This is a genomic window from Paenibacillus aquistagni (assembly GCF_900177815.1).
In the GTDB taxonomy this organism is placed as follows: domain Bacteria; phylum Bacillota; class Bacilli; order Paenibacillales; family Paenibacillaceae; genus Paenibacillus_B; species Paenibacillus_B aquistagni.
The window spans coordinates 376791-397132 of record NZ_FXAZ01000002.1 but is presented as its reverse complement, the minus strand read 5'-3'; the positions used below and the strand labels follow the sequence as shown (position 1 = coordinate 397132).

18 protein-coding genes and 1 CRISPR repeat array (1 of these 19 only partly in view) are annotated in these 20342 nt (G+C 44.9%); of the genes, 13 read left to right on the top strand and 5 right to left on the bottom strand.

The window, feature by feature from the left end:
- Window positions 1–542: 542 nt before the first annotated feature.
- Entirely contained in the window at window positions 543–986 is a 444-nt protein-coding gene (locus B9Y93_RS10545) for a hypothetical protein (RefSeq protein ID WP_085494364.1), read from the bottom strand.
- A 233-nt stretch (window positions 987–1219) separates the two neighbouring features.
- Here B9Y93_RS10545 and B9Y93_RS10540 point away from each other — a divergent pair, with 233 nt between their 5' ends.
- Complete coding sequence (locus B9Y93_RS10540) at window positions 1220–1795, top strand: TetR/AcrR family transcriptional regulator (RefSeq protein WP_085494363.1); 576 nt, start codon at window positions 1220–1222, stop codon at window positions 1793–1795.
- A 26-nt stretch (window positions 1796–1821) separates the two neighbouring features.
- On the top strand, window positions 1822–4467 hold the full coding sequence (locus tag B9Y93_RS10535; protein WP_085494362.1) for a cation-translocating P-type ATPase: 2646 nt from the start codon (window positions 1822–1824) through the stop codon (window positions 4465–4467).
- A 189-nt stretch (window positions 4468–4656) separates the two neighbouring features.
- Here the strand turns inward: B9Y93_RS10535 and B9Y93_RS24870 are convergent, their stop codons facing one another.
- Complete coding sequence (locus tag B9Y93_RS24870; RefSeq protein WP_220388565.1) at window positions 4657–4764, bottom strand: DUF6254 family protein; 108 nt, start codon at window positions 4762–4764, stop codon at window positions 4657–4659.
- Window positions 4765–5032: 268 nt separating this feature from the next.
- Between B9Y93_RS24870 and mgrA the strand changes: the two genes are divergently transcribed.
- The 5 genes from mgrA (at window position 5033) to B9Y93_RS10515 (ending at window position 8990) form a co-directional block, all read left to right on the top strand.
- The gene (gene mgrA / locus B9Y93_RS10530; RefSeq protein ID WP_085494361.1) at window positions 5033–6028 is read left to right on the top strand and encodes an L-glyceraldehyde 3-phosphate reductase; all 996 of its coding nucleotides are present in this window, start codon (window positions 5033–5035) and stop codon (window positions 6026–6028) included.
- A 223-nt stretch (window positions 6029–6251) separates the two neighbouring features.
- Window positions 6252–7421 carry a MalY/PatB family protein gene (locus tag B9Y93_RS10525; protein WP_085494360.1) on the top strand — a complete coding sequence of 390 codons (1170 nt, stop codon included), beginning with the start codon at window positions 6252–6254 and terminating at the stop codon, window positions 7419–7421.
- 67 nt (window positions 7422–7488) lie between these two features.
- Window positions 7489–7623 (top strand): hypothetical protein, encoded by a 135-nt coding sequence (locus B9Y93_RS25040; protein WP_280522888.1) that lies wholly within the window; start codon window positions 7489–7491, stop codon window positions 7621–7623.
- A gap of 284 nt (window positions 7624–7907) precedes the next feature.
- Window positions 7908–8429, top strand: a complete 522-nt coding sequence (locus B9Y93_RS10520; RefSeq protein WP_085494359.1) for a hypothetical protein — start codon at window positions 7908–7910, stop codon at window positions 8427–8429.
- A gap of 120 nt (window positions 8430–8549) precedes the next feature.
- Window positions 8550–8990, top strand: coding sequence for a DnaJ family domain-containing protein (locus B9Y93_RS10515; protein WP_139829161.1), 441 nt, complete (start codon window positions 8550–8552; stop codon window positions 8988–8990).
- 137 nt (window positions 8991–9127) lie between these two features.
- On the opposite strand, the gene B9Y93_RS10510 is transcribed toward B9Y93_RS10515, so the two are convergent.
- The gene (locus B9Y93_RS10510; protein ID WP_085494357.1) at window positions 9128–9604 is read right to left on the bottom strand and encodes a hypothetical protein; all 477 of its coding nucleotides are present in this window, start codon (window positions 9602–9604) and stop codon (window positions 9128–9130) included.
- A 544-nt stretch (window positions 9605–10148) separates the two neighbouring features.
- On the opposite strand from B9Y93_RS10510, the gene B9Y93_RS10505 reads away from it, so the two are divergent.
- The gene (locus B9Y93_RS10505) at window positions 10149–11615 is read left to right on the top strand and encodes a lytic polysaccharide monooxygenase (protein WP_085494356.1); all 1467 of its coding nucleotides are present in this window, start codon (window positions 10149–10151) and stop codon (window positions 11613–11615) included.
- A gap of 180 nt (window positions 11616–11795) precedes the next feature.
- Here the strand turns inward: B9Y93_RS10505 and B9Y93_RS10500 are convergent, their stop codons facing one another.
- Complete coding sequence (locus B9Y93_RS10500) at window positions 11796–12629, bottom strand: hypothetical protein (protein WP_244903364.1); 834 nt, start codon at window positions 12627–12629, stop codon at window positions 11796–11798.
- Between the two features lie 319 nt (window positions 12630–12948).
- On the opposite strand from B9Y93_RS10500, the gene B9Y93_RS10495 reads away from it, so the two are divergent.
- The 5 genes from B9Y93_RS10495 to B9Y93_RS10475 all read left to right on the top strand — a co-directional run bounded on the left by B9Y93_RS10495 (window position 12949) and on the right by B9Y93_RS10475 (window position 17630).
- Window positions 12949–13542 (top strand): TetR/AcrR family transcriptional regulator, encoded by a 594-nt coding sequence (locus tag B9Y93_RS10495; RefSeq protein ID WP_217809691.1) that lies wholly within the window; start codon window positions 12949–12951, stop codon window positions 13540–13542.
- A gap of 228 nt (window positions 13543–13770) precedes the next feature.
- Window positions 13771–14784: a siderophore ABC transporter substrate-binding protein gene (locus B9Y93_RS10490; RefSeq protein WP_085494354.1), complete on the top strand. Its 1014-nt coding sequence runs from the start codon at window positions 13771–13773 to the stop codon at window positions 14782–14784.
- 19 nt (window positions 14785–14803) lie between these two features.
- Window positions 14804–15820: an ABC transporter permease gene (locus tag B9Y93_RS10485; RefSeq protein ID WP_085494353.1), complete on the top strand. Its 1017-nt coding sequence runs from the start codon at window positions 14804–14806 to the stop codon at window positions 15818–15820.
- Window positions 15817–16881 carry an iron chelate uptake ABC transporter family permease subunit gene (locus B9Y93_RS10480; RefSeq protein ID WP_085494352.1) on the top strand — a complete coding sequence of 355 codons (1065 nt, stop codon included), beginning with the start codon at window positions 15817–15819 and terminating at the stop codon, window positions 16879–16881. The genes B9Y93_RS10485 and B9Y93_RS10480 overlap by 4 nt, the downstream gene beginning before the upstream one ends.
- The gene (locus B9Y93_RS10475) at window positions 16878–17630 is read left to right on the top strand and encodes an iron ABC transporter ATP-binding protein (protein ID WP_085494351.1); all 753 of its coding nucleotides are present in this window, start codon (window positions 16878–16880) and stop codon (window positions 17628–17630) included. The genes B9Y93_RS10480 and B9Y93_RS10475 overlap by 4 nt, the downstream gene beginning before the upstream one ends.
- Window positions 17631–17806: 176 nt before the next feature.
- On the opposite strand, the gene B9Y93_RS10470 is transcribed toward B9Y93_RS10475, so the two are convergent.
- Window positions 17807–18841 carry an LCP family protein gene (locus tag B9Y93_RS10470; RefSeq protein WP_342351854.1) on the bottom strand — a complete coding sequence of 345 codons (1035 nt, stop codon included), beginning with the start codon at window positions 18839–18841 and terminating at the stop codon, window positions 17807–17809.
- Window positions 18842–19217: 376 nt separating this feature from the next.
- Window positions 19218–20342: a CRISPR direct-repeat array (repeat unit 29 nt; unit sequence GTTTTATTTGAACGTAGTGGGTTATAAAG); it runs 351 nt beyond the window's last position.

The window sequence follows — 20342 nt, the reverse complement described above, 5'->3', positions numbered from 1 at the left end:
AACATGAAGAACTTAAGCGGCTTTTGAGTGCTAGATCATGTAGAGGTCATAAGGAGAGAAGAAAGAGTAATGAACTTCATTCTATCATATATGAAAATGTGAAAGTTGTGTGAACAAAATATTTTTTCGCACATCGCGCTGATAATAGTTTTCGTTTATGATAGTGATCATTTATTGTTATCGAAGAACAGAAAGGGTGCGAGTCCTGATTTCAAGGTGCAAAAGGCTTAAACTTTGATTGTAAAAAAGGACCAAAGCGGCCTGTATCCATCGTCTATCTCCCATCCATCCTACCTACTGACCGAGACAAGCTGCTATCCGCATTCGTCAATTCAAGGCCAGATGAAGTGAAAAATAGGTTCCCTGAGAATCACTCTCCATTGCATTACCAAACTCAATATATGCAATCATGGCTTGTCCTCATTCAAAGGTTCCTTAAATGAAAAACAGCTAAGCGCCTCATAGGAGCACTTAGCTGTACATGAAGGTTTGGAGTATAAAGGCGGCTGAAGGAAAGGACGGGATAAAGCCGAGGTCGAAGCTTAGTCAGAGTATGCTCTTGCAGCGAAGCTTTCTGGTCCAATTCTTTTCAGCTTGGCATGCTTACAGTGCTCTGGAGTCGATACGAAGGCCTGATATACGATAAAGTCGGTATTCGGTGGAAGGTAGTCCACACCAGTCGCTGTGATCGGCACACGATACACGGTGTGATTTCCTTTGGAGCTTGGTGCAGGAATCGTTTGCTCTGTTTGGTAAACAAGAACAGCATCCATGCCTTCCCCTCGATAAACGCTAATCAATACCGAAGCTGTGCGTACAAAGCTATATTGCAGCGTGTAGTTGAACTCTATCCGCAGATTAGGTCCTGCACTGCTTGTATCAAGCCCCAGTGTTCCAAACAATTCTGGCGTGCTTGTAATTGGAATATCCAGTACCCCTAATTCGCTTTCTCCCTGTGACACCTGCTCATCCACTAAAATGGCCATAGGTAGTTCATCCTCCTTTCTTAATAATGGCATTATATGAATTTACAAGGGATTAGCCTGTATATCAGGCTATAAGGGCACAAAGATGCGCATTTGCCCGATATATTCTCGGTTATGGAGGAGCAGATGTATGTTTTTCCAGTGTGATTCAGCATATAGGAACAGCGGGTACTATTCCGTAAGCTAAAATCAAGTAAGTACTTGCTTGTTTATTTTGAGAAAGGAGGATCTCCATGAAAGAAACAACAAGAGAAAAAATGATGTGTGCTGCGCTAGAGCATATGGCTAAGCACGGATTCAAGGGAACAACGACAAAGTGTATTGCAAAGGAAGCGCAAGTGAACGAAGCGACGATATTCAAGCACTTTAAGGGTAAGGACGAACTGATTCATGAGGCGCTCGCTGAGCAAATGAATCAGGTCAAAACAAAGGTCGATCGATTCTTTCATACCGATCATGACCACATACGGGAACTGCTGCTGGCGAAGATTGATTTTATTCATGACATCTACGAAAGTCATCGGGCCTTCTTCCTGCTAACGATTAAGGAAAAGGGGAGCAGGGAGCTTCAGTTCATGAACCCTTCTGTATTCGAATACATGACGGAGGAACTGGAGAAGGAGCTGGCAGGAATGGCGGATCAATCGATGCCTGAAGAGGAGATCAAAGCAATCGCCATGATTGCCAACAGTGTGCTGATGACCATCATCTTAGAGAAGATGAAGGCCGAGAGCTATGAACAGCCCGTGCGGCTGGAAATGAAGAAGGAGCTGCTGGTTGAGATGTTGATTCGACTGTGGGGACGATAGAAATCAAATAAAGCGAGGTGCATGTGATGAAATGGATGGAGAGAACACTGGAGGATATCTTTAAGGCATTAGGAACAGATCAAGAGAAGGGCTTGAGGAATGAACAGGCTGCTGAGCTGCTGCGACAGAAGGGCTTCAATGAATTCGAAGAAGAGAAAAAAGAAGGCATTGGGGCTAAGCTCATGCATCAGCTCTCAGAGGTAACGACGATTATTCTGATCATTGCTGCGGTCATATCGGCCTATCTGGCGATATCAGAAGGCCACGGCTATGCCGAACCATTGGTCATTATTGCAATCGTAGCCCTGAATGCTGTGCTTGGTATTCGACAGGAGCTGAGTGCGGAGAAGGCGCTGGATGCGCTGAAAAACATGAATACGCCGACAGCGAAGGTGATACGAGAAGGAGTCTTGCAGCCGCTTCATTCAAAAGAGCTTGTTCCGGGGGATATCATCGTAGTGGAGGCAGGGGACTTGATTCCTGCGGACGCTCGCCTGATCGAGAGCGCGAACCTCCTCGTTGAGGAGTCGGCTTTGACAGGAGAAAGTGTTCCATCCGAGAAAAATGCACGCGCAGAAGTGAAGGAATCCGCCCCATTAGGTGATCGATTCAATATGCTCTTCTCGGGCTGCTTAGTGACAAACGGCCGCGGCAGGGCCGTAGTTGTAGCAACAGGGATGGAGACAGAGATGGGGAAGATTGCGGCGCTTCTCAACAACACGAAGAAGTCCAAGACGCCTCTGCAGCAGCGTCTGATTGAGCTTGGCAAGAAGCTAAGCGTCGTAGCTGTTGCGGCTGGCGCGATCATCTTCGGCATTGGAATGTACCATGGAGAGACCATCATGGACATGCTCATGACGGCGGTGTCCTTGGCCGTAGCAGCGGTTCCTGAGACATTGCCGGTCATCGTGACGGTGACGCTCGCCTTTGGCATTCAAAATATGGTGCGCAAAAATGCGATCATTCGTCGTATTCCTGCAGTGGAGGCGCTGGGAAGCGCATCGGTGATCTGCTCGGACAAGACCGGCACGCTGACGCAGAACCAAATGACGATTAAGCAAATATGGGCTGTGTCTCATAAGCCAAAGGCAGATACGGATGCTTTTCTTGATACGGAAACAGAGCTGCTCAAGCTGTTTAGCTTGGCAAGCAATGCCTCTATTGAAAAGAACCAGGGGGAAGAAACGATCATCGGGGACCCAACCGAGACCGCGATTATTCGCTTGCTTCAAGCAAAAGGAATGAACAAGTCACAGCTTGAGGCGAAATATCCTCGCGTGCATGAGCTGCCATTCGATTCCTCGCGCAAGCTGATGACGACGGTTCATCGCACAGAGGAAGGCTATATTTCGATTACGAAGGGAGCTTTTGATCGCATCCCGCTGGACCCTCATGCAGCGTGCACGCATGAGCATCAGGCAGAAGCGAATCACATCCATGATCAGTTTGCAGAGCAGGCGCTTCGCGTTCTTGCATTAGGCTACAAGCGTTATGATGAGCTCCCTGAGCAGCTGGATGCAGCTGAGCTGGAGCAGGGCCTTCGCTTCGCGGGATTAGTCGGGATGATTGATCCTCCGCGTCCAGAGAGCAAAGCAGCTGTTCAGGCTGCCAAGGCTGCCGGCATCAAGACGGTCATGATTACGGGTGACCACATGGCAACCGCATCAGCAATCGCACGCGAGATTGGCATTCTCGAAGAGGAGGATCTTGCGATCTCTGGAGCGGAGCTTGAGCGCATGTCGGATGAGGAGCTCAAGCAAAAGGTTCGCGATATCTCGGTGTATGGCCGAGTCTCTCCCGAGGATAAGATTCGCATTGTCCAAGCTTGGCAGGCGAACGGCGAAGTTGTGGCCATGACAGGTGACGGCGTTAACGATGCTCCTGCGCTGAAGGCAGCAGATGTAGGAACCGCGATGGGCATTACGGGAACCGATGTAGCCAAGAGCGCATCCGATATGGTGCTGACCGATGACAACTTTGCGACGATCGTAGACGCTGTTGCGGAAGGCAGAAGAGTATACGAGAATATTCGCAAGACGCTTTACTTCTTGTTAAGCTGTAATTTTTCCGAAATTCTAATCATGATTATTGCGGTAGCGCTTGGCTGGGGACTGCCGGTCATCGCGATTCAGCTCTTATTGATCAACGTAGTGGCTGATGGAATCCCTGGCTTCTGCTTGAGTCGTGAGAAGATGGAGCCAGATGCCATGCGTCAAAAGCCAATTCCTAAACAGGCAGGCATCTTTTCTAATGGTCTTGGCAAAAAAATTGCGCTGCAAGCGGGTCTATATACGATCCTGACTCTAGCTGGATTCTATGTAGGCAAGTTCGTAACCGTATCCGACCATATAGCCGCATCGCATGAGGTTGGCCAGACGATGGCGTTCGTTATTTTGGGCTGGTCATCCGTTGTTCATATTTTCAATGTGCGCAGCAATACACAATCAATATTTTCGATCGGCTTTATGTCCAACCTCCCTTTGTTCTGGTGTGCGATGCTGTCCATTTTCATTATTTTTGGTGTGGCGGTGATTCCAGGCATGATGAGCATATTCCAGCTTGTGTCGTTAAGCGCCGTTCATTGGCTGATCGTAACACTGCTGTCAATCGTTCCGCTTGTGGTCGTCGAGCTGATGAAGCTGCGTATGCGTGCTAACGGGAAAGGGGCTTAAGACAAGCAGCATTAGCATCATTGCACCAATATCAACAACTAACACCGTTCCTCGGACAAGTATGATTTCCTTGGAGCGGTGTTTGTTCATTTCTCCATGCATAAGGAGATTCATGGTGAACAAACTAAACTTGATGAGAAAGATAAGGGGAGAAGACGCAAGCAATGCCTGCGCCTATCCAAGCCGCCGTTACTCCTCTGCAAGCTCTTTGAAGGACTTTACTCTTCCATGTGAAGGCCGCTGCGTCTGCTTGCGAATTTTGTTTGCATTTTCACGACGATTCTTTGGAATGGACATCGATCAAATCCCCCTTTTCAATATTGGCTTCGGCATATGCTTGATGCGGGCACATCGGTTAAGCCGAAGTGGTTATAGGATAGGCTACGAACGCTTTACGTATCCGTGTATAAGATTGGTGTTCGCTTTCTGGGACAGGCATTCATCTTTTCAAACTTGCAAGATGATTTTTTGTTTGAATTGCTATATAATGAACCCGTGTTTATGCAGGAAAGAAACGCCATTATGCATGAGCAATCATGCGCCCTTCACGAGAGGAGAGGATACGATGGAATACATAGCGAACCCGAAGCGTTACGAATCCATGGTGTACAATCGCTGTGGTCAATCCGGCTTGAAGCTTCCAGCAATTACGCTTGGGCTTTGGCACAATTTTGGCGGTGTCGATTCGTTTGAGAATGGACGTGCCATGGTGCACCGCGCGTTTGATCTTGGCATTACCCACTTTGATCTTGCAAACAATTATGGACCGCCGCCGGGATCTGCTGAAGAGATGTTCGGCAGGGTGCTGGCAACGGATTTTCGTGCTTACCGTGATCAAATGGTGATCTCGACGAAGGCAGGCTATTACATGTGGGAAGGGCCTTACGGCGAGTGGGGTTCCAAAAAGTATCTGATCTCAAGTCTTGATCAAAGCCTGAAACGAATGGGACTTGATTATGTCGATATCTTTTATCATCATCGTCCAGATCCGGACACTCCGCTTGAGGAAACGATGGATGCTCTTGCACAGATTGTGCGCTCAGGCAAGGCGCTTTATGTAGGTGTATCCAATTACTCCGCGGCGGATACCAAGAGAGCGATCAAGATTCTAAAAGAAATGAATGTCCGCATGCTCATTCATCAGCCATCCTATTCCATGCTCAATCGTTGGGTAGAGCAAGATGGACTGCTTGATGTATTAGAAGAGCACGGTGCAGGCTGTATTGCCTTTTCGCCGCTGCAGCAAGGCTTGCTAACAGGCCGTTATCTGAACGGCATTCCAGAGGATTCAAGAGCACACAAAGTAACCGGGTTCCTGCAGGAGAAGGATGTGAATGAGGAGACGCTGCACATGGTTCGCCAGCTGAACACTATTGCACATCGCCGTGGACAGTCCTTATCGCAGCTTGCCTTGGCTTGGGTGCTTCGAAGAGGCAGGGTGACCTCTGCGCTTATTGGCGCGAGCCGTGTGAGCCAGATCGAAGAGAATGTGAAGGCTATCGATAACCTTCGATTTGATGATGAGGAGCTTCAAGAGATTGATGACATACTCAATGCTTAACATTGTTTTCACATAGAACCAGCGAATGTTCATATCCCTAAAGGACAAGGACCTGCTCGCGGCTGGAAGATTCCAGACGATGCTGCAGGTCGTTTCCTTATAGATGAGGCCTTGTCGACCCACGAAGTACAAAAAAGAGAATTTGTACTTTTTGGCAGGAGCAAAATGGTTTACTATAATAGCTATAGAGGAAACTAATCTTGTTCTGAAAAGGAGCTAACGAATGAGCAATCTGAATACGCAATTGGATCGAGCACAATTAGATGCAGAGAAAATGCACCCAAGAGAGCCGCGTCAACAAGGCGCAATTCCGATGTGGGTAGCCGATATGGACTTCCCGGCGGCTGAGCCGATTCGTGCTTCACTCCTAAAGCGCATGGAGCAGCCCTCCTACGGCTATACGGGCAAGACAGCACGGTACTATGACGCCGTGACCGATTGGATGAAGCGACGCCATCAATGGGATACGAAGGCGGAGTGGATCACAACGACGCCGGGTGTTGTTACTGCAATGGGATTTGCTGTGCGCGCTGTTATTTCTCCAGGTGAGAAAGTAGTGTATCAGCCTCCTGTCTATCCGCCATTCAAGCGGATGATTGAGCAGAACGGCGGCATTGCCGTTCCGAGTCCCATTAAGCTCGTTGATGGTCAGTTCCAAATGGACTTCGACGACCTTGAGGCACAGCTTCGTGATCCTGAAGTCAAGCTGTTTTTCCTGTGCAATCCGCATAATCCCGTTGGGCGCGTCTGGACAAGAGAAGAACTTGCGAAGATTGGGGAGCTGTGCTTAAAGCATCAGGTTAAGATCTTCTCAGATGATATTCATCATGACATCGTGTTAAGCGGCAGCACCTATACGCCGATTGCTTCGTTGTCGCCGGATATCTCCGGTATTACCATTACAGCAACGTCGCCATCGAAGACCTTTAGTATCCCAGGATTTAAAATGGGCAACATCTTCATTGAAAATAAAGCACTGCGCCAAGCCTTCCGCTCGGTAGTGGAAAGTACAGGTGTGAGTGATATCGATATCGGTGCGATTGAAGCGACTATTGCAGCCTATAATGAAGGCGAGACATGGTTCAATGAGGTGCTGCAATATATTGAAGCCAACAATGCGCTTGTGGATCAATTTATTGCAGACAAGCTTCCGCAATTAACAACCTTCCCATTGGAAGGCACATACTTGAAGTGGATTGATTGCCGTGCGCTTGGTCTTAACGGCAAGGAGCTTGAGGGCTTTATGCTGGAACAAGCGAATATCTGGTTCAGCGAGGGGTATACCTTTGGCGAAGAGGGAGCAGGCTTTGAACGCATGAATCTAGGGACACAGCGCAGCAATGTGGAAGAGACGCTGGCGCGTCTGGAGCGCGCACTCCAAGCGAGAGGGTAATTGGATGCGTCCCGCTTACATGAGCCAATCGATTCCCGGGGATGTTATATACGGGAGGTGATTGCTAATGGGAGGCCGCAACAATCGTCCGAAGAACCGAGGGCCGGCTGGTTCACCATCAAGCTTGGAGCAGTTTGGAGACAACGCATCTCCAAGTCCTCGCGGCAAGGCGAAGCGCCAATCAATTGACCGCTCGTCGTAATCATTTGTATCTTCATAAATGAAGCAAGCTTATCGAAACGCCATAAAAAGCGTGATGAGGATTTAAGCAGTTGTTGGAGCGGCCATTCGTGTGCCGCTTCTTTTTTTACGTGGAGTTTCTCTTTATCAACATTCCTCATAGAGAAGATACACCTACCCTTTGTTGATGACTAGGCGCATGCAGTATAATAAGAGATTATAAGATAACAGCATGCTGGTTATCTAATGCTGTCTATCCATCCATAAGAGAAAATGAAAATTAGCGAAGCAGTGAAGGAGAGCATCATGAAGAAATGGTTCTGGATCATTTTTATTCTCATTCTAGCAGGAATTGGAATCTTCCTCTATCAGACGACGCCAGAGAAATATACGATTGAGGATTCGCTTCCGTCTATTGAAGCGGTGATGGAAGATCGTTTGGAGCAGCCGATTGATATTCGTGAGCAGGTAAAGAGCGGGGATCGCTGGTTTGTGCTGTTTGAGACTGACAAGACACTGGGAATGGGCGAGTTTGTGCAAGGCAAGAACGGCAAATACGCGGTTGAAGTGATTGGTCATGGTAGCAAGCCTGTCCGCCAATCGATTATTGAGACGAGTGAAGGACTGTATTTGCTCGTTGCAGGCAAAAATGAGCAGCAAGTCGCGCGGATCGATGCGAAGATCGAGCATCTGAACTATGATATTAAGCTTGATCCTGAAGCTCCTTATTTTCTAACCTTGACGCCAATCAACGGTACGCAGCGCGCCGAAGCGACCAGCTTGAGCTTCTATGATCAGAACGGCAAAGAGCTGGAATTGAAGTATTAATGATCCTGCTTGTATCGAAATAAAGGAGCACATTCGATATACTATAATTATCCTGTATATGGAAAATGGTCAGGTTGAATTTTATTACTGCAGCTGCTATTAAGGGGGCTTGGATTGAAGATGACTTCGAAGCAAGAGGACAATGATCGCAGCAAAGAGCGAACAGGTAATGCAGAAGCGGCCCAGCAAGTTTTCTACAGTGCAAGGAACCATGAGAAGGTGATGGACAGCATTGTTGATGAATTTGCGAAAAAAGGCGGCTTCGATGATCTGCCGGGCAAGGGGAAACCTTTAAAGCTTAAAGAGGGCGATGTGCTCAGCCATGTCATGCATGAAGCGAGGATCATGCCACCTTGGCTGGAGCTCCAGCGAGAGATTGCCAAGGAAATGAGGCGGCTGTTAGCGAAGCAGGAAGCAGGACGCGACCTTGTGAGTGATCAGGAGATCGAGGCGCTGAATGACCAGATCCGCCAATTTAATCGCAGTGTACCAAGCTCGCTATTGCAAAAGGGTCTCGTGTCTTCAGCGAATCTCGCTGTGCAGATCGAGAAATGGGAGTAAATGAGGGTGCAGCATGCTTCATCATTCACGTCAAGAAGAGCACCAGCAAGAAGTGAACAACCTCCAACTGCTGGATTCAGCCAGCAATTGGAGGTTGTTTGGCGCCTAAACATGTGCATCGTTATTGTTGCTAGGATTTAGCGGCGGCCGCTGCGCTTTTTGCTCGTCTTCGCTTGTACTTTACCGCGTCCTTTGGACTTCGCGCGTGCTTTGCCCTTCCCGCGCACGCCGCATCCACAGTTAACATCTGTTTCGTTGTACACACAGACGTGCTTTGGAACAGGCACAGTATGATGCTGATTCACGATGTTGACAGGGTGTACAATAGGTTGAGTGGCCGTATGGTAGAAGTTCTTGTAGATCGTTTGCGATGGCGCTACGATAGGGCTTAACTGATCTGGCATGCCTCCAGTTGCAGCAGGACTCACCATGCTAGGACCCATATTGCCTCCCATGCTGTATGGGCTAATTGCATTCGGGCCAAGGTTGGCACCGCCCTTTGCAGCAGGGCTCACGCTGGAAGGGTACATTGCATTGCTGCCCATATTACCCATAGCCCCCATATTTCCCATGCTACCCATAGATGAATTCGGCATATTGGAATTACGCTTCATGATTCACAGCTCCTTTATTCGGAATTACTATAGATTACGCGCGATGCTCCTTGGCTGCTTGTTTATTTGACTACTTCTTTCTTCAATTTTGCAATAACGCATAGGCAATGGATGAAGTTTGCTAGAAATCATACCTGCCAGGTATAGTTCTATCTATTCAAATTAGAATTGTTTATCTAGGCTCAAAGAATTAAATCGCTTATATTATACAGGAATAAATATCCATCATGGCCTATAGGAGTTTCGAACTGGGATCGCAGATTTTTACGGCTCTGAATCCGTAAAATGCGAATAAACTCGCAAAAAGACGCTTTTTTGTATGCCTCGGGTCATAAGTTATAGCGTTTATCTTTTTGGGTGTTATATATAAGAATATGAACATATGATATATATCACTAGGTATCTCGCCCCTTAACAAAACCTTTCTCATTTCCTTATGATGAAAATGGCTCTGCTGTGACTTGCCTTACTGCAGAAGGCATTCTGGCATGGAGTCGGCGTTACCATACGCTAGATATAAGGTATAGGGAGGAAACGATAACAAATGATTCAATGGCGTGCACCAAAAATCAACTGGCTGCAATCGACCAAGACGCTGTTTGCTTTTGGCGTTCTGGCACTTGGAGCAGCAGGAACATTGGCATTTGCGGACACCGCATCTGCACACGGCTACATAGAAGCACCAGCAAGCCGTGCTTATCTATGCAAGCTTCAGCAGAATAAAGGCTGTGGAGCGGTCCAATACGAGCCGCAAAGCGTGGAGACGAAAGGGAACTTCCCTGACGAAGGACCGGCAGATGGCAAGCTCGCGAGCGGTGGGATCTTCTTGGAACTGGATGAGCAGACCCCAACTCGTTGGAAAAAAGTCGACATGAATACAGGTAAAAATACGTTTACTTGGTATTTGACTGCACCACACAGTACAAAGGAATGGAAGTACTATATTACGAAAAAAGATTGGGACCCGAGCCAGCCGCTTAAGCGTTCTGATCTTGAATTGATCGCAAAGATTGAAGATGGCGGCAAGAAACCAGACAAGAGCACCTCACATGAAATCACGATCCCTGCTGATCGCACAGGCTATCACGTCTTGCTCGGCGTATGGGAGATTGCAGATACACCAAATGCGTTCTACCAAGTAGTCGATCTTAATCTTCGCAATGGCGGACAAGTTCAGCCACCTACTGTTCCAACTCAACTCATTTCTCCATCTCAGACGGACAAGAGCGTTACCCTTAGCTGGTTGCCTTCTTCCGCATCTCAAGGCATCAAACACTATGAAATCTTCCGCAACGGCACTAAAGTGGGCACATCAACAGCTCCATCCTATACAGATAGCAGCTTGAAGCCTTCAACTGCCTATACGTACACGGTTGTCGCTGTTGACCAAGCGAACAGTCGCTCTGGGGCAAGCGCACCACTGATTGTTACAACGAAGGGTACGGTTGTAGATCATGAAGCGCCATCTGTTCCGACTAATGTCGTTGGCCATCCGATGGAAACAGGCATTCACTTGATGTGGAAGGCTTCCTCGGATAATGTTGGCGTTGTAAAGTATGATATTTACCGCGACGGCAAGCTCGTCGGCTCTTCCACAACGAACTCGCATATGGATGAAGGCTTGACGCAAGCAACCACTTACAGCTATACCATCGTTGCTGTAGATGGAGCGGGCAATCGTTCGAACGCAAGTGCGGCAATTCGTGTCACTACGAAGGAAGGACAAGCGCCAGGCGAATATCCAGCTTGGGATAAGACGAAAGTTTATCTTGCTGGAGACCGCGCAGATTACAATGGCGTGACGTATGAAGCCAAGTGGTGGACACAAGGCAATCAGCCGGACAAGTCCGAGGCTTGGAAGCTCGTAAGCAATGTTACGCTGGAGTGGAGCAGCGATCGTGCCTATGTTGGCGGCGATGTTGTCGGCTTCGAAGGCAAGCAGTACAGAGCGAAGTGGTGGACAAAGGGCGAGAAGCCAAGCACATCCAGTGTATGGGTGCTCGTTCCTTAAGAGTTGCTTTTTATATTCACGATTAAACCCTAACTTGATTGAAGCCCAGTGCCGATTGGCGCTGGGCTTCTTTTTTGGATAACTTGGGCTTGCTGGATGCAAGTCTTGCAGCGTGTGTTGCACTGTTTTTGTCCTTTATAGGTATGTTCGTTTTATGCTAGTTCTTATTCTGACAAGGAGCTAGTTAAGCTCCGTGCGACCGCGTCGGAAGCTGACTTCGGCTTTTCCCGTATGCAGCTGCCACATATGCCAAAATACGAATGGAACAATGAGAGCAAAGTTGATCATACCCCAGTAGTTCATAACATCTGCGTTATACCATGTGGTAGAATCCATTAGTGTCGGGAACAGGTTTACGAAGCACGCACGCAATAGCAAATGTGCTGCCAGTGTGTACACCCGGGCAATAATATATAGTTCTGGGCGGCGTTTAATAATCGGATATAGCTCAGCCGCAAGAAGGATGCATATTGAGCTGGCAAAGAACTGCGGAGTTTCCGCATATACGAAAGCAGCATTCCAAGTTGTGTACAAGAAGTTCCAACCGACAGTTGTATAGGCGATTAGATCGCCGTGCTTTTTATTTGAAATTTCCCAGTATTTAGGAGCGAATGGAATGGTGACGCATAATAAAAATCCCGTTAGTGCGTTAAACATATTTCCCATTGTGAAGTCTTTAATGGTAGCTTCCATAATGTTAAGGAACAGAACACCGTACACAAACCATAGTACCCAGTCTTTTTGCAAGGAACTCCAGAAGCGGCCTTCTCGTTTCTCATAGTTGGCGATTCGAATAAATCCAACAAAAATCGTAGGCAAAATTACGCTTAATATTTTGGCCCAACGAAACCATCCTTCTACCCCGCCCATGAGCCATAATGGGAAGGTTAGCAAAGAGGCAATCCAGAACCAATGTGCAAACTTATAATGCTTACGCATTATTCCTACAATAACAAGAAGCAATATGATATAACCGATCATGCTAATGCAGTACTGCCATACTGGAATATCCATGAGGTACCCTCCTTGTGGTGGTAAAGCTTTTTGTACTGACTTAACGATGCTGGGTGTATGTACAACAGTTGTGCAAACAAAAACATAACAACTGTTCGGTTTTATTGTATCCAGATATGAGTTTTGATGTCTGTGTGGTTTGACACACACAAAAAAATGTAGACTAGGTAACCTTTTAAAAAGAGAATTTTTATAAGTTTTCTTGCAGACACTCGTTGTTTGTCTCAGTACGTATACGTTGTCACAGCATCTCAATTGGAATAATATTTTTTCGCGATTATTGACATGTACAGAAATGATAAGAATAGGAGAGAAAATGATGATAGAAAAGAAAAAACTTCGCATTATTAATGCAACAAATCGCGTCATCTCTCGAGTAGGGATTGCAGGTACAACGATGCGCAAAATTGCAGATGAGGCTGGGCTAAGCACTGGGGCACTGTATCATCATTACAAAAGCAAAGAAGAAATTTTATATGATGCTATGGATCGGAGTCTATCTGTTTCTACACGCATGGCACAGGAGACGAAGCAAGGGAAATATAATCGAGAAGAAGCGATTGAACAGATTGGGAAGGATTTGAAAAAGCGATTTAATAAAATAGATGAGAATCGAATCCAATTCTACCTTGCACAGGAGGCGATACTTGGAAATGAAGAGATACTGCGCAAATTTGGAGATAAATACCAAAGTTGGATTGGGCATGTGGAGGAATTATTGCAGCGTATATATGAAAAGCAGCCAACCCGTTATAATAAAGCACTTGCTTCATTGTTGATTGGGTCAATAGATGGCATCGTGATGCAGGTACTTTTACGTGGGAATACGGTTGACATTGATGATATATGTGAAGTGTACAATCAGCTTTTACTAGAAGGTATTCCAGCATTGCTGGATCAATGGACCGAGTAAGCGAACCTGACCACAGACGAACTTGTAATGCCTTATAGATTTTAGATTAGAGAATTATAAAAGCTATTTAACAGAATTTTATATAGTTTAGTGGAAATTGGGGTTGATAATATTTTTCGACCTGCTATAATTGAGTAGAAAATTGAAGATGATAATCATTATCATTGACTTCATCAATTTAATAATCTGCTTGACTATAACGCATATATATGGGGAGAGGTATAAGAAATGAGGAAGTTTAAAGTTACGGTCTTTATGGCAATTTTAGTTTTGATGCTGGCAGCTTGTTCGAATTCAAGTAATGAAGCTGGCAAAGCGGAAACGACTGGAAAAGCAAACGATTCTACTGAAGTTGCAACGGTTGAAATCACCGATGCTCATGGAACGGTTAAGGTTCCTGTTAATCCTAAGAATGTAGTTGCTTTGGATAATAGAACGTTTGAAACGTTAGCGAATTGGGATATTGAGTTAGCGGCTGTTCCAAAGGGTGTAATGCCTGCGGATTCACCATATGTAGCGAATGAAAAAGTTCAAGATATCGGGAACCATGGTGAACCCAAACTTGAAATTATTGCAGCTGTAGACCCAGAATTAGTCATTGTCGGTCAACGATTTGCAAGCTATTATGAAGATATCAAGAAATTAGTACCGAATGCAGCGGTTATTGATCTTAATTTTGATGTATCTAAGGAAGCTAGTACACCGGGAGAAAATTTAGTAAAAGGACTTAAAGATTCCACACTTACTTTGGGTCAAATTTTTGATAAAAATGAAGAGGCTAAACAATTGGCAGCTGACTTTGATCAAGCTATCGAAAAAGCCAAGTCTGCCTATAATGGAAAAGATAAAGTGATGAGTATTATCGTTTCCGGAGGAAATATTGGTTTTTCAGCTCCTCACTCTGGACGTGTTTGGGGACCCATGTATGATATTTTTGGATGGACTCCGGCATTAGAAGTTGACGGCACTTCTACCAATCACCAAGGTGATGAGATTTCTGTTGAAGCTATTGCACAAAGCAATCCTGATTGGCTGTTCGTACTAGATCGTGATGCAGCAATAAATTCTACAGATGAGAAAGTTCCTGCTCAAGATGTCGTTGATCGTTCCCCAGCTCTTCAGAAAACAACGGCTGTTGTTGAAGGGAAGATCGTTTATGCACCAAATGATACCTACACAAATGAATCCATTCAAACTTTTATCGAAATATTTGAAAGCATTGCCGAATCCTTAGCTAAGTAGTGAAAAGGAGTACAACATAGTGCCGAAAAATGTTATTACCGGGGTTGAGAATAATTCTCAACCCCAGTTTTGCAACCACAATAAAATATGGACAAAACCTTTCATACTAGCCATTATCGTTGTCATTATGTTAGGGATTATATCCCTGTTTACTGGAGTATATGATATACGTGGGCAAGAAGATGGAATGGAAATGTTTTTCATCACTCGTGTTCCAAGAACAGTGGCACTAATGCTAACCGGAGCCGCCATGGCAATGGCAGGACTCGTCATGCAACTTACTACTCAGAATCGTTTTGTTGAGCCTACCACAACAGGAACGATTGAATGGGCAGGGTTGGGACTGCTCGTCGTTTATTTATTTGTCCCTGCACCATCTTTAGTTCTTAGAATGACGGGTGCCATCCTTTTTTCTTTTATAGGAACGATGATTTTCTTTTTATTCTTAAGAAGAGTCAGGCTTCGTTCGTCTTTAATTGTCCCTATCATTGGACTGATGCTTGGAGCAGTCATTTCTGCTATTTCCACTTTTATGGGACTCTTTTTTCAAATGACGCAAATTATTGAAAGTTGGTTTGTAGGTTCTTTTGCGGCTGTTCAAGTTGGAAGATATGAATACTTATGGATCATTGTCATCATTACTTTTCTTATTTTTATTTATGCGAATCGATTGACTTTAGCTGGACTAGGAGAAGATGTAGCAACAAATCTTGGTGTAAATTATAATAGAATCATACTTTTGGCTAATGGGCTTATTGCTGTTGCAGTTGGAATTGTTGCAGCTGTTATTGGAAACCTGCCTTTTTTAGGCTTAATTGTGCCCAATATTGTTTCCATGTTTAGAGGAGACGATCTTAGAAGTAATTTGCCTTGGGTATGTGTGATCGGAATGAGTACAATCACGCTTTGCGACATCATTTCTCGAACCATTATTATGCCTTTTGAAGTGCCTGTCTCCTTAATACTTGGAACAGTGGGAGCAGTCGTATTTATTACTATTTTATTGAGACAAAGAAAACCAAGGAGGCTAAGATGAACGCATTGAATTATAGACATCAAGAAAATGTGGAAATCGATTCTAGCCCTCCTATTGAAAATAGATCCGCTAGAGCTTTTCGTTCTAAAAAAGATGAAAAACGTTATTGGATTGTGCTCTCATCATTGATTGTTCTGGGTGTTCTTTCTTCATACGGACTTTTAGTGTATAACAATCCCGTTCCGGTAGATTCACCATCTTTTATCCCCGTTGTGATGAGAAGGATCGTAGCTGTGGTTGCAATGATTATTGTTGCCATTTGTCACAGCTTGTCAACCGTTGCTTTTCAATCGATTACGAATAATAGGATTATAACGCCTTCACTTTTAGGCTTTGAATCCCTTTACTCAACCATTCATACGAGTACAATGTTTTTCTTTGGTGCTGGTGCACTGGTCAATTTTACGGGTGTAGGGTCATTTCTATTTCAAGTTACGGTTATGGTCTTGATGAGCTTGATCCTGTATGGGTGGCTGCTTTCTGGAAAGTATGGCAATCTGCAACTTATGCTTCTGGTTGGAATTATTATTGGAACCGGGCTGAATGCTGTGTCGACATTTATGAGAAGACTTCTTGCGCCATCTGAGTTCGATCTTCTGCAAGCAAGATTATTTGGCTCTGTCAATAATGCAGATGCGCAGTATTTTCCCATTGTCATTCCAATGGTAATCGTCATAGCAATCCTAATTTTTGCTTATTCGAAGAAATTAAATGTATTGTCACTTGGAAAAGATGTCGCTACTTCTTTTGGCGTTAAATATCAACCTAGTATCATTTATACCCTCGTATTAGTTGCTGTTCTGATGTCCATTTCAACGGCTTTAGTTGGACCACTTACTTTCTATGGATTTTTAGTTGCAACTTTAAGTTATCAAGCGGCGCAAACCTATGATCACCGATATATTTTTGCAATGGCTCTTGCTATAGGATTCTGTATACTAACGACCGCATACTTTTTAATGTATCATGTATTCGATTCTCAAGCTGTAGTCTCCGTTATTATTGAGTTATTCGGTGGAATCATATTCTTAATTGTGATTTTAAGGAAGAGGTCTCTATGATAAAGATTGATAATGTGAGAAAGTTGTATACGGATAAGGTCAAGATCGGACCTTTGGATATTGAAATACCCAAAGCAGGCTTTACTTCTTTAATTGGACCAAATGGTGCTGGCAAATCTACGACCCTTATGATGATTGGCAGGCTTCTGGATCTCGATGAAGGTCAGATTATGGTGGCGAATATGAATGTGTCTGAATCTAAATCAAAAGACTTAGCCAAAATTGTGACCATCTTGCGCCAAGAGAATCATTTTGTAACGAGGCTTACGGTTAGGCAGCTAGCTGGATTTGGGCGTTTTCCTTATTCAAAAGGAAGACTAACGAAAGAGGATGAGGCTATTATTTCGAAATACATCGATTTTTTGGACTTGACTGATCTGGAAAATCGCTATTTAGATGAGCTGTCAGGTGGGCAAAGGCAAAGGGCCTATGTTGCGATGGTGTTGTGCCAAGAAACGGAATATGTACTTTTGGACGAACCTCTGAACAATCTTGATATTGCTCGTTCTGTTCAAATGATGGAGCATTTGAGACATGCTGCGAATGAATTTGGAAGAACCATTCTGACGGTTATGCATGATATTAATTTTGCAGCCAAATATTCGGATCGAATTTGTGCGATGAAAGATGGGCAAATTGCCGCTTTTGGAACCGTAGAAGAGATTATGCAACCGAAAATCTTGACCGATATTTTTGAAACGAAAATAGATATTCTCAGAGGTCCTCATGGCCCAATAGCGATTTATTAGCTTCATTAGCTTGCTAAGTCAAGTGAACCCGTCATTACGCTGCAGCTTCTGGTGATGAACTTGGAGGGAAGACTCCGAGTTCTTTTTTGTTTTCATTTTTACGATGCGACCTCGTGGGTGCTAGCCCTGGCTTGCTGTTGAAGAAGCTTCCAGCAAGCCCTCGTTAGCTAGTGTTATCACTTACGCAGATCAGGACGAATCAGCTCTTGAGCGGTGATGTCGTCATCCAGCCAGTTCGCGATCAACTGCTGCGTATACGTTAGATCCTCTGGATCAATCGCATAATACCACGCATCTGTACGGAAGCCTTCTCCATGCAGCATATAGTTGGTGATGGTGGGCAGGGAATCCTTCATGAAGAATTCCTTGGCGAGAGACAGAATTAGATCCGACTTCATATTGGTCGTAAAGTTGTCGCCCGCAATATCGATGAGCTCTGGCACCTTGGATACATTTTTAAGCTTGAACAGTTCATTCATAAAGGCGCGAAGGAAGATACGCTGCCGCTCTGTTCGATTCTCATCTGAATCCTCCCTATAGCGTACATAGCTTAGAGCATCCTTGCCGTCATAGATCGGCTTGTTCGGTTCGATGCGCAGCTTCTCATGGGAAGCGAGCTTGTTCTCTATCACGCTTGTAATGGGCAGCTCGACGCCGCCGATTGCATCGACAACATCCTTGAGGCCATTGAAGTTAATCGTCGCATAATAGTGGATGTCATTTTGCAGCAGATGCTCAACCGTATCGATGCTCATCTTGGCCCCGCCATAGGAGTAAGCGGCATTGATCTTTGTCGTCGTACCATACCCAATAATCTCCGTATACGTATCCCGCGGAACAGAGACAAGCAGCAGCCGATTATCCTTCGGCCGCACGACTGCCACGATCATCGAATCCGAACGTCCGCGCTCATTGCCGCGCGGATCAACACCTAGCAGCAGCACAGAGAACGGCTCCGTGCTCGATACCTCTTCTTCTGGATCGGGTTCATGACCTACGGCTTCATAGGACTCGTCCAGCTTCTCCTTGATGTCCTTGGCTGCAAAGGTATCGAACAGAAAGAGGCTGATCTGTTTTTTATAGACAAAGCCCAAGCTTCCCGCCAGCAGGAAGGCGAGCAGAATCGATAGCATTATCTTGGTTTTCTTCTGCAGCCCTTTCTTTTTCGAAAGAGCGCGCTTTGGATATGTTGTTGGCTCGTAATCCATCATTTCCTCCTACCCTGAATCCCACCCCGAATATCATTAAGCGAGGATCTATCCCTTACATGATTTACCACATGTTCTTATACTACCAAAAGATTGGAAGAAAGGAAAAGGGAACAGGGGATCATATGCAGGCAGGATGTGGAAGGGTATAATGTTGAACAATAGAGGTATTCATAGAGTAAGCAAGCGGACACTTTTTGCATCGAGCGCTATTTCGTCAAAAAGCTTGAGTTCCCTTGTGGCAGTAAGGGGTTTGGGTATATTGGAATGATTCCATTTTTCAGCATTGAGGTTCGATGCAAAATAGTGTGATTGGAATGGGCCTGCACCTGCCGCGAGCCTTGTCGCAGCAAGGGATTTCTGATACGTTAGAAACAGGGTTTTATATGAACGTAGTGGGTTATAAAGCCGCTTGCGCGGCCCCTCCCAACGCGCCATTTTCAGGTTTTATTTGAACGTAGTGGGTTATAAAGTACCGTATCCCTTATTGCCCTTTAGGTTGTGCGTCTAGTTTTATTTGAACGTAGTGGGTTATAAAGCGTCTTCAAGTAATCCAAGCTTGTCCATGTATACCTTGTTTTATTTGAACGTAGTGGGTTATAAAGTTGAACACTGTAATTGGCTCAAGCAGTAAGTCTAGAGTTTTATTTGAACGTAGTGGGTTATAAAGTATCATGCTTTAGGTCGGAGTAGTCAAAGACGTCCGAGTTTTATTTGAACGTAGTGGGTTATAAAGTGCGTAATTGGAGCTTCGAGCAAGGCGTGATTAAAGTTTTATTTGAACGTAGTGGGTTATAAAGTCTGTACAATTAATTCTATCATTGTCAAATACCACGTTTTATTTGAACGTAGTGGGTTATAAAGTCAGATGCGTTATTCGGAGTGTTGATCGGAAAGGGTTGGTTTTATTTGAACGTAGTGGGTTATAAAGAAAGTCAATAATCTAAACGCTTAAACCGCTTTAAAAAAGTTTTATTTGAACGTAGTGGGTTATAAAGCTATGAACTTCGCGTATTTGTGATTCGTAGTTGAGCGGTTTTATTTGAACGTAGTGGGTTATAAAGTTGCTTCCTCAGGATCATATTCCACGGTCGTGGATCGGTTTTATTTGAACGTAGTGGGTTATAAAGAAGAAGATTGACTACCTGTTGAGATCTTACGGAGGGGGTTTTATTTGAACGTAGTGGGTTATAAAGATATTCAAGATTCGAGTTATCTTGTTCGGCATTGAGTTTTATTTGAACGTAGTGGGTTATAAAGGAATTACCAACGGCAAAGTTATTCGTAAATGGCACTCGTTTTATATGAACGTAGTGGGTTATAAAGGATTTACCTTTCGGCGTCTTCTCCTTCTTGCTTTTCGACTTGTTTTATTTGAACGTAGTGGGTTATAAAGTTTGTCGTTTTTGATCTACCAGAAGGTAAATATCTAACGTTTTATTTGAACGTAGTGGGTTATAAAGTAGTTAGGATGATCAGCAGCGAACGCAGCCTTCCCATCGTT

Bases quoted from the DNA above. Each gene is read 5' to 3' on its own strand.
- B9Y93_RS10490 (WP_085494354.1), top strand. From the start codon at position 13,771: ATGAGGAAGTTTAAAGTTACGGTCTTTATGGCAATTTTAGTTTTGATG.
- B9Y93_RS10505 (WP_085494356.1), top strand. From the start codon at position 10,149: ATGATTCAATGGCGTGCACCAAAAATCAACTGGCTGCAATCGACCAAG.
- B9Y93_RS25040 (WP_280522888.1), top strand. From the start codon at position 7,489: ATGGGAGGCCGCAACAATCGTCCGAAGAACCGAGGGCCGGCTGGTTCA.
- B9Y93_RS10540 (WP_085494363.1), top strand. From the start codon at position 1,220: ATGAAAGAAACAACAAGAGAAAAAATGATGTGTGCTGCGCTAGAGCAT.
- B9Y93_RS24870 (WP_220388565.1), bottom strand. From the start codon at position 4,764: ATGTCCATTCCAAAGAATCGTCGTGAAAATGCAAACAAAATTCGCAAG.
- B9Y93_RS10500 (WP_244903364.1), bottom strand. From the start codon at position 12,629: ATGGATATTCCAGTATGGCAGTACTGCATTAGCATGATCGGTTATATC.
- B9Y93_RS10515 (WP_139829161.1), top strand. From the start codon at position 8,550: ATGACTTCGAAGCAAGAGGACAATGATCGCAGCAAAGAGCGAACAGGT.
- B9Y93_RS10535 (WP_085494362.1), top strand. From the start codon at position 1,822: ATGAAATGGATGGAGAGAACACTGGAGGATATCTTTAAGGCATTAGGA.
- B9Y93_RS10545 (WP_085494364.1), bottom strand. From the start codon at position 986: ATGGCCATTTTAGTGGATGAGCAGGTGTCACAGGGAGAAAGCGAATTA.
- B9Y93_RS10475 (WP_085494351.1), top strand. From the start codon at position 16,878: ATGATAAAGATTGATAATGTGAGAAAGTTGTATACGGATAAGGTCAAG.
- B9Y93_RS10525 (WP_085494360.1), top strand. From the start codon at position 6,252: ATGAGCAATCTGAATACGCAATTGGATCGAGCACAATTAGATGCAGAG.
- B9Y93_RS10520 (WP_085494359.1), top strand. From the start codon at position 7,908: ATGAAGAAATGGTTCTGGATCATTTTTATTCTCATTCTAGCAGGAATT.
- B9Y93_RS10510 (WP_085494357.1), bottom strand. From the start codon at position 9,604: ATGAAGCGTAATTCCAATATGCCGAATTCATCTATGGGTAGCATGGGA.
- B9Y93_RS10495 (WP_217809691.1), top strand. From the start codon at position 12,949: ATGATAGAAAAGAAAAAACTTCGCATTATTAATGCAACAAATCGCGTC.
- B9Y93_RS10480 (WP_085494352.1), top strand. From the start codon at position 15,817: ATGAACGCATTGAATTATAGACATCAAGAAAATGTGGAAATCGATTCT.
- B9Y93_RS10470 (WP_342351854.1), bottom strand. From the start codon at position 18,841: ATGATGGATTACGAGCCAACAACATATCCAAAGCGCGCTCTTTCGAAA.
- mgrA (WP_085494361.1), top strand. From the start codon at position 5,033: ATGGAATACATAGCGAACCCGAAGCGTTACGAATCCATGGTGTACAAT.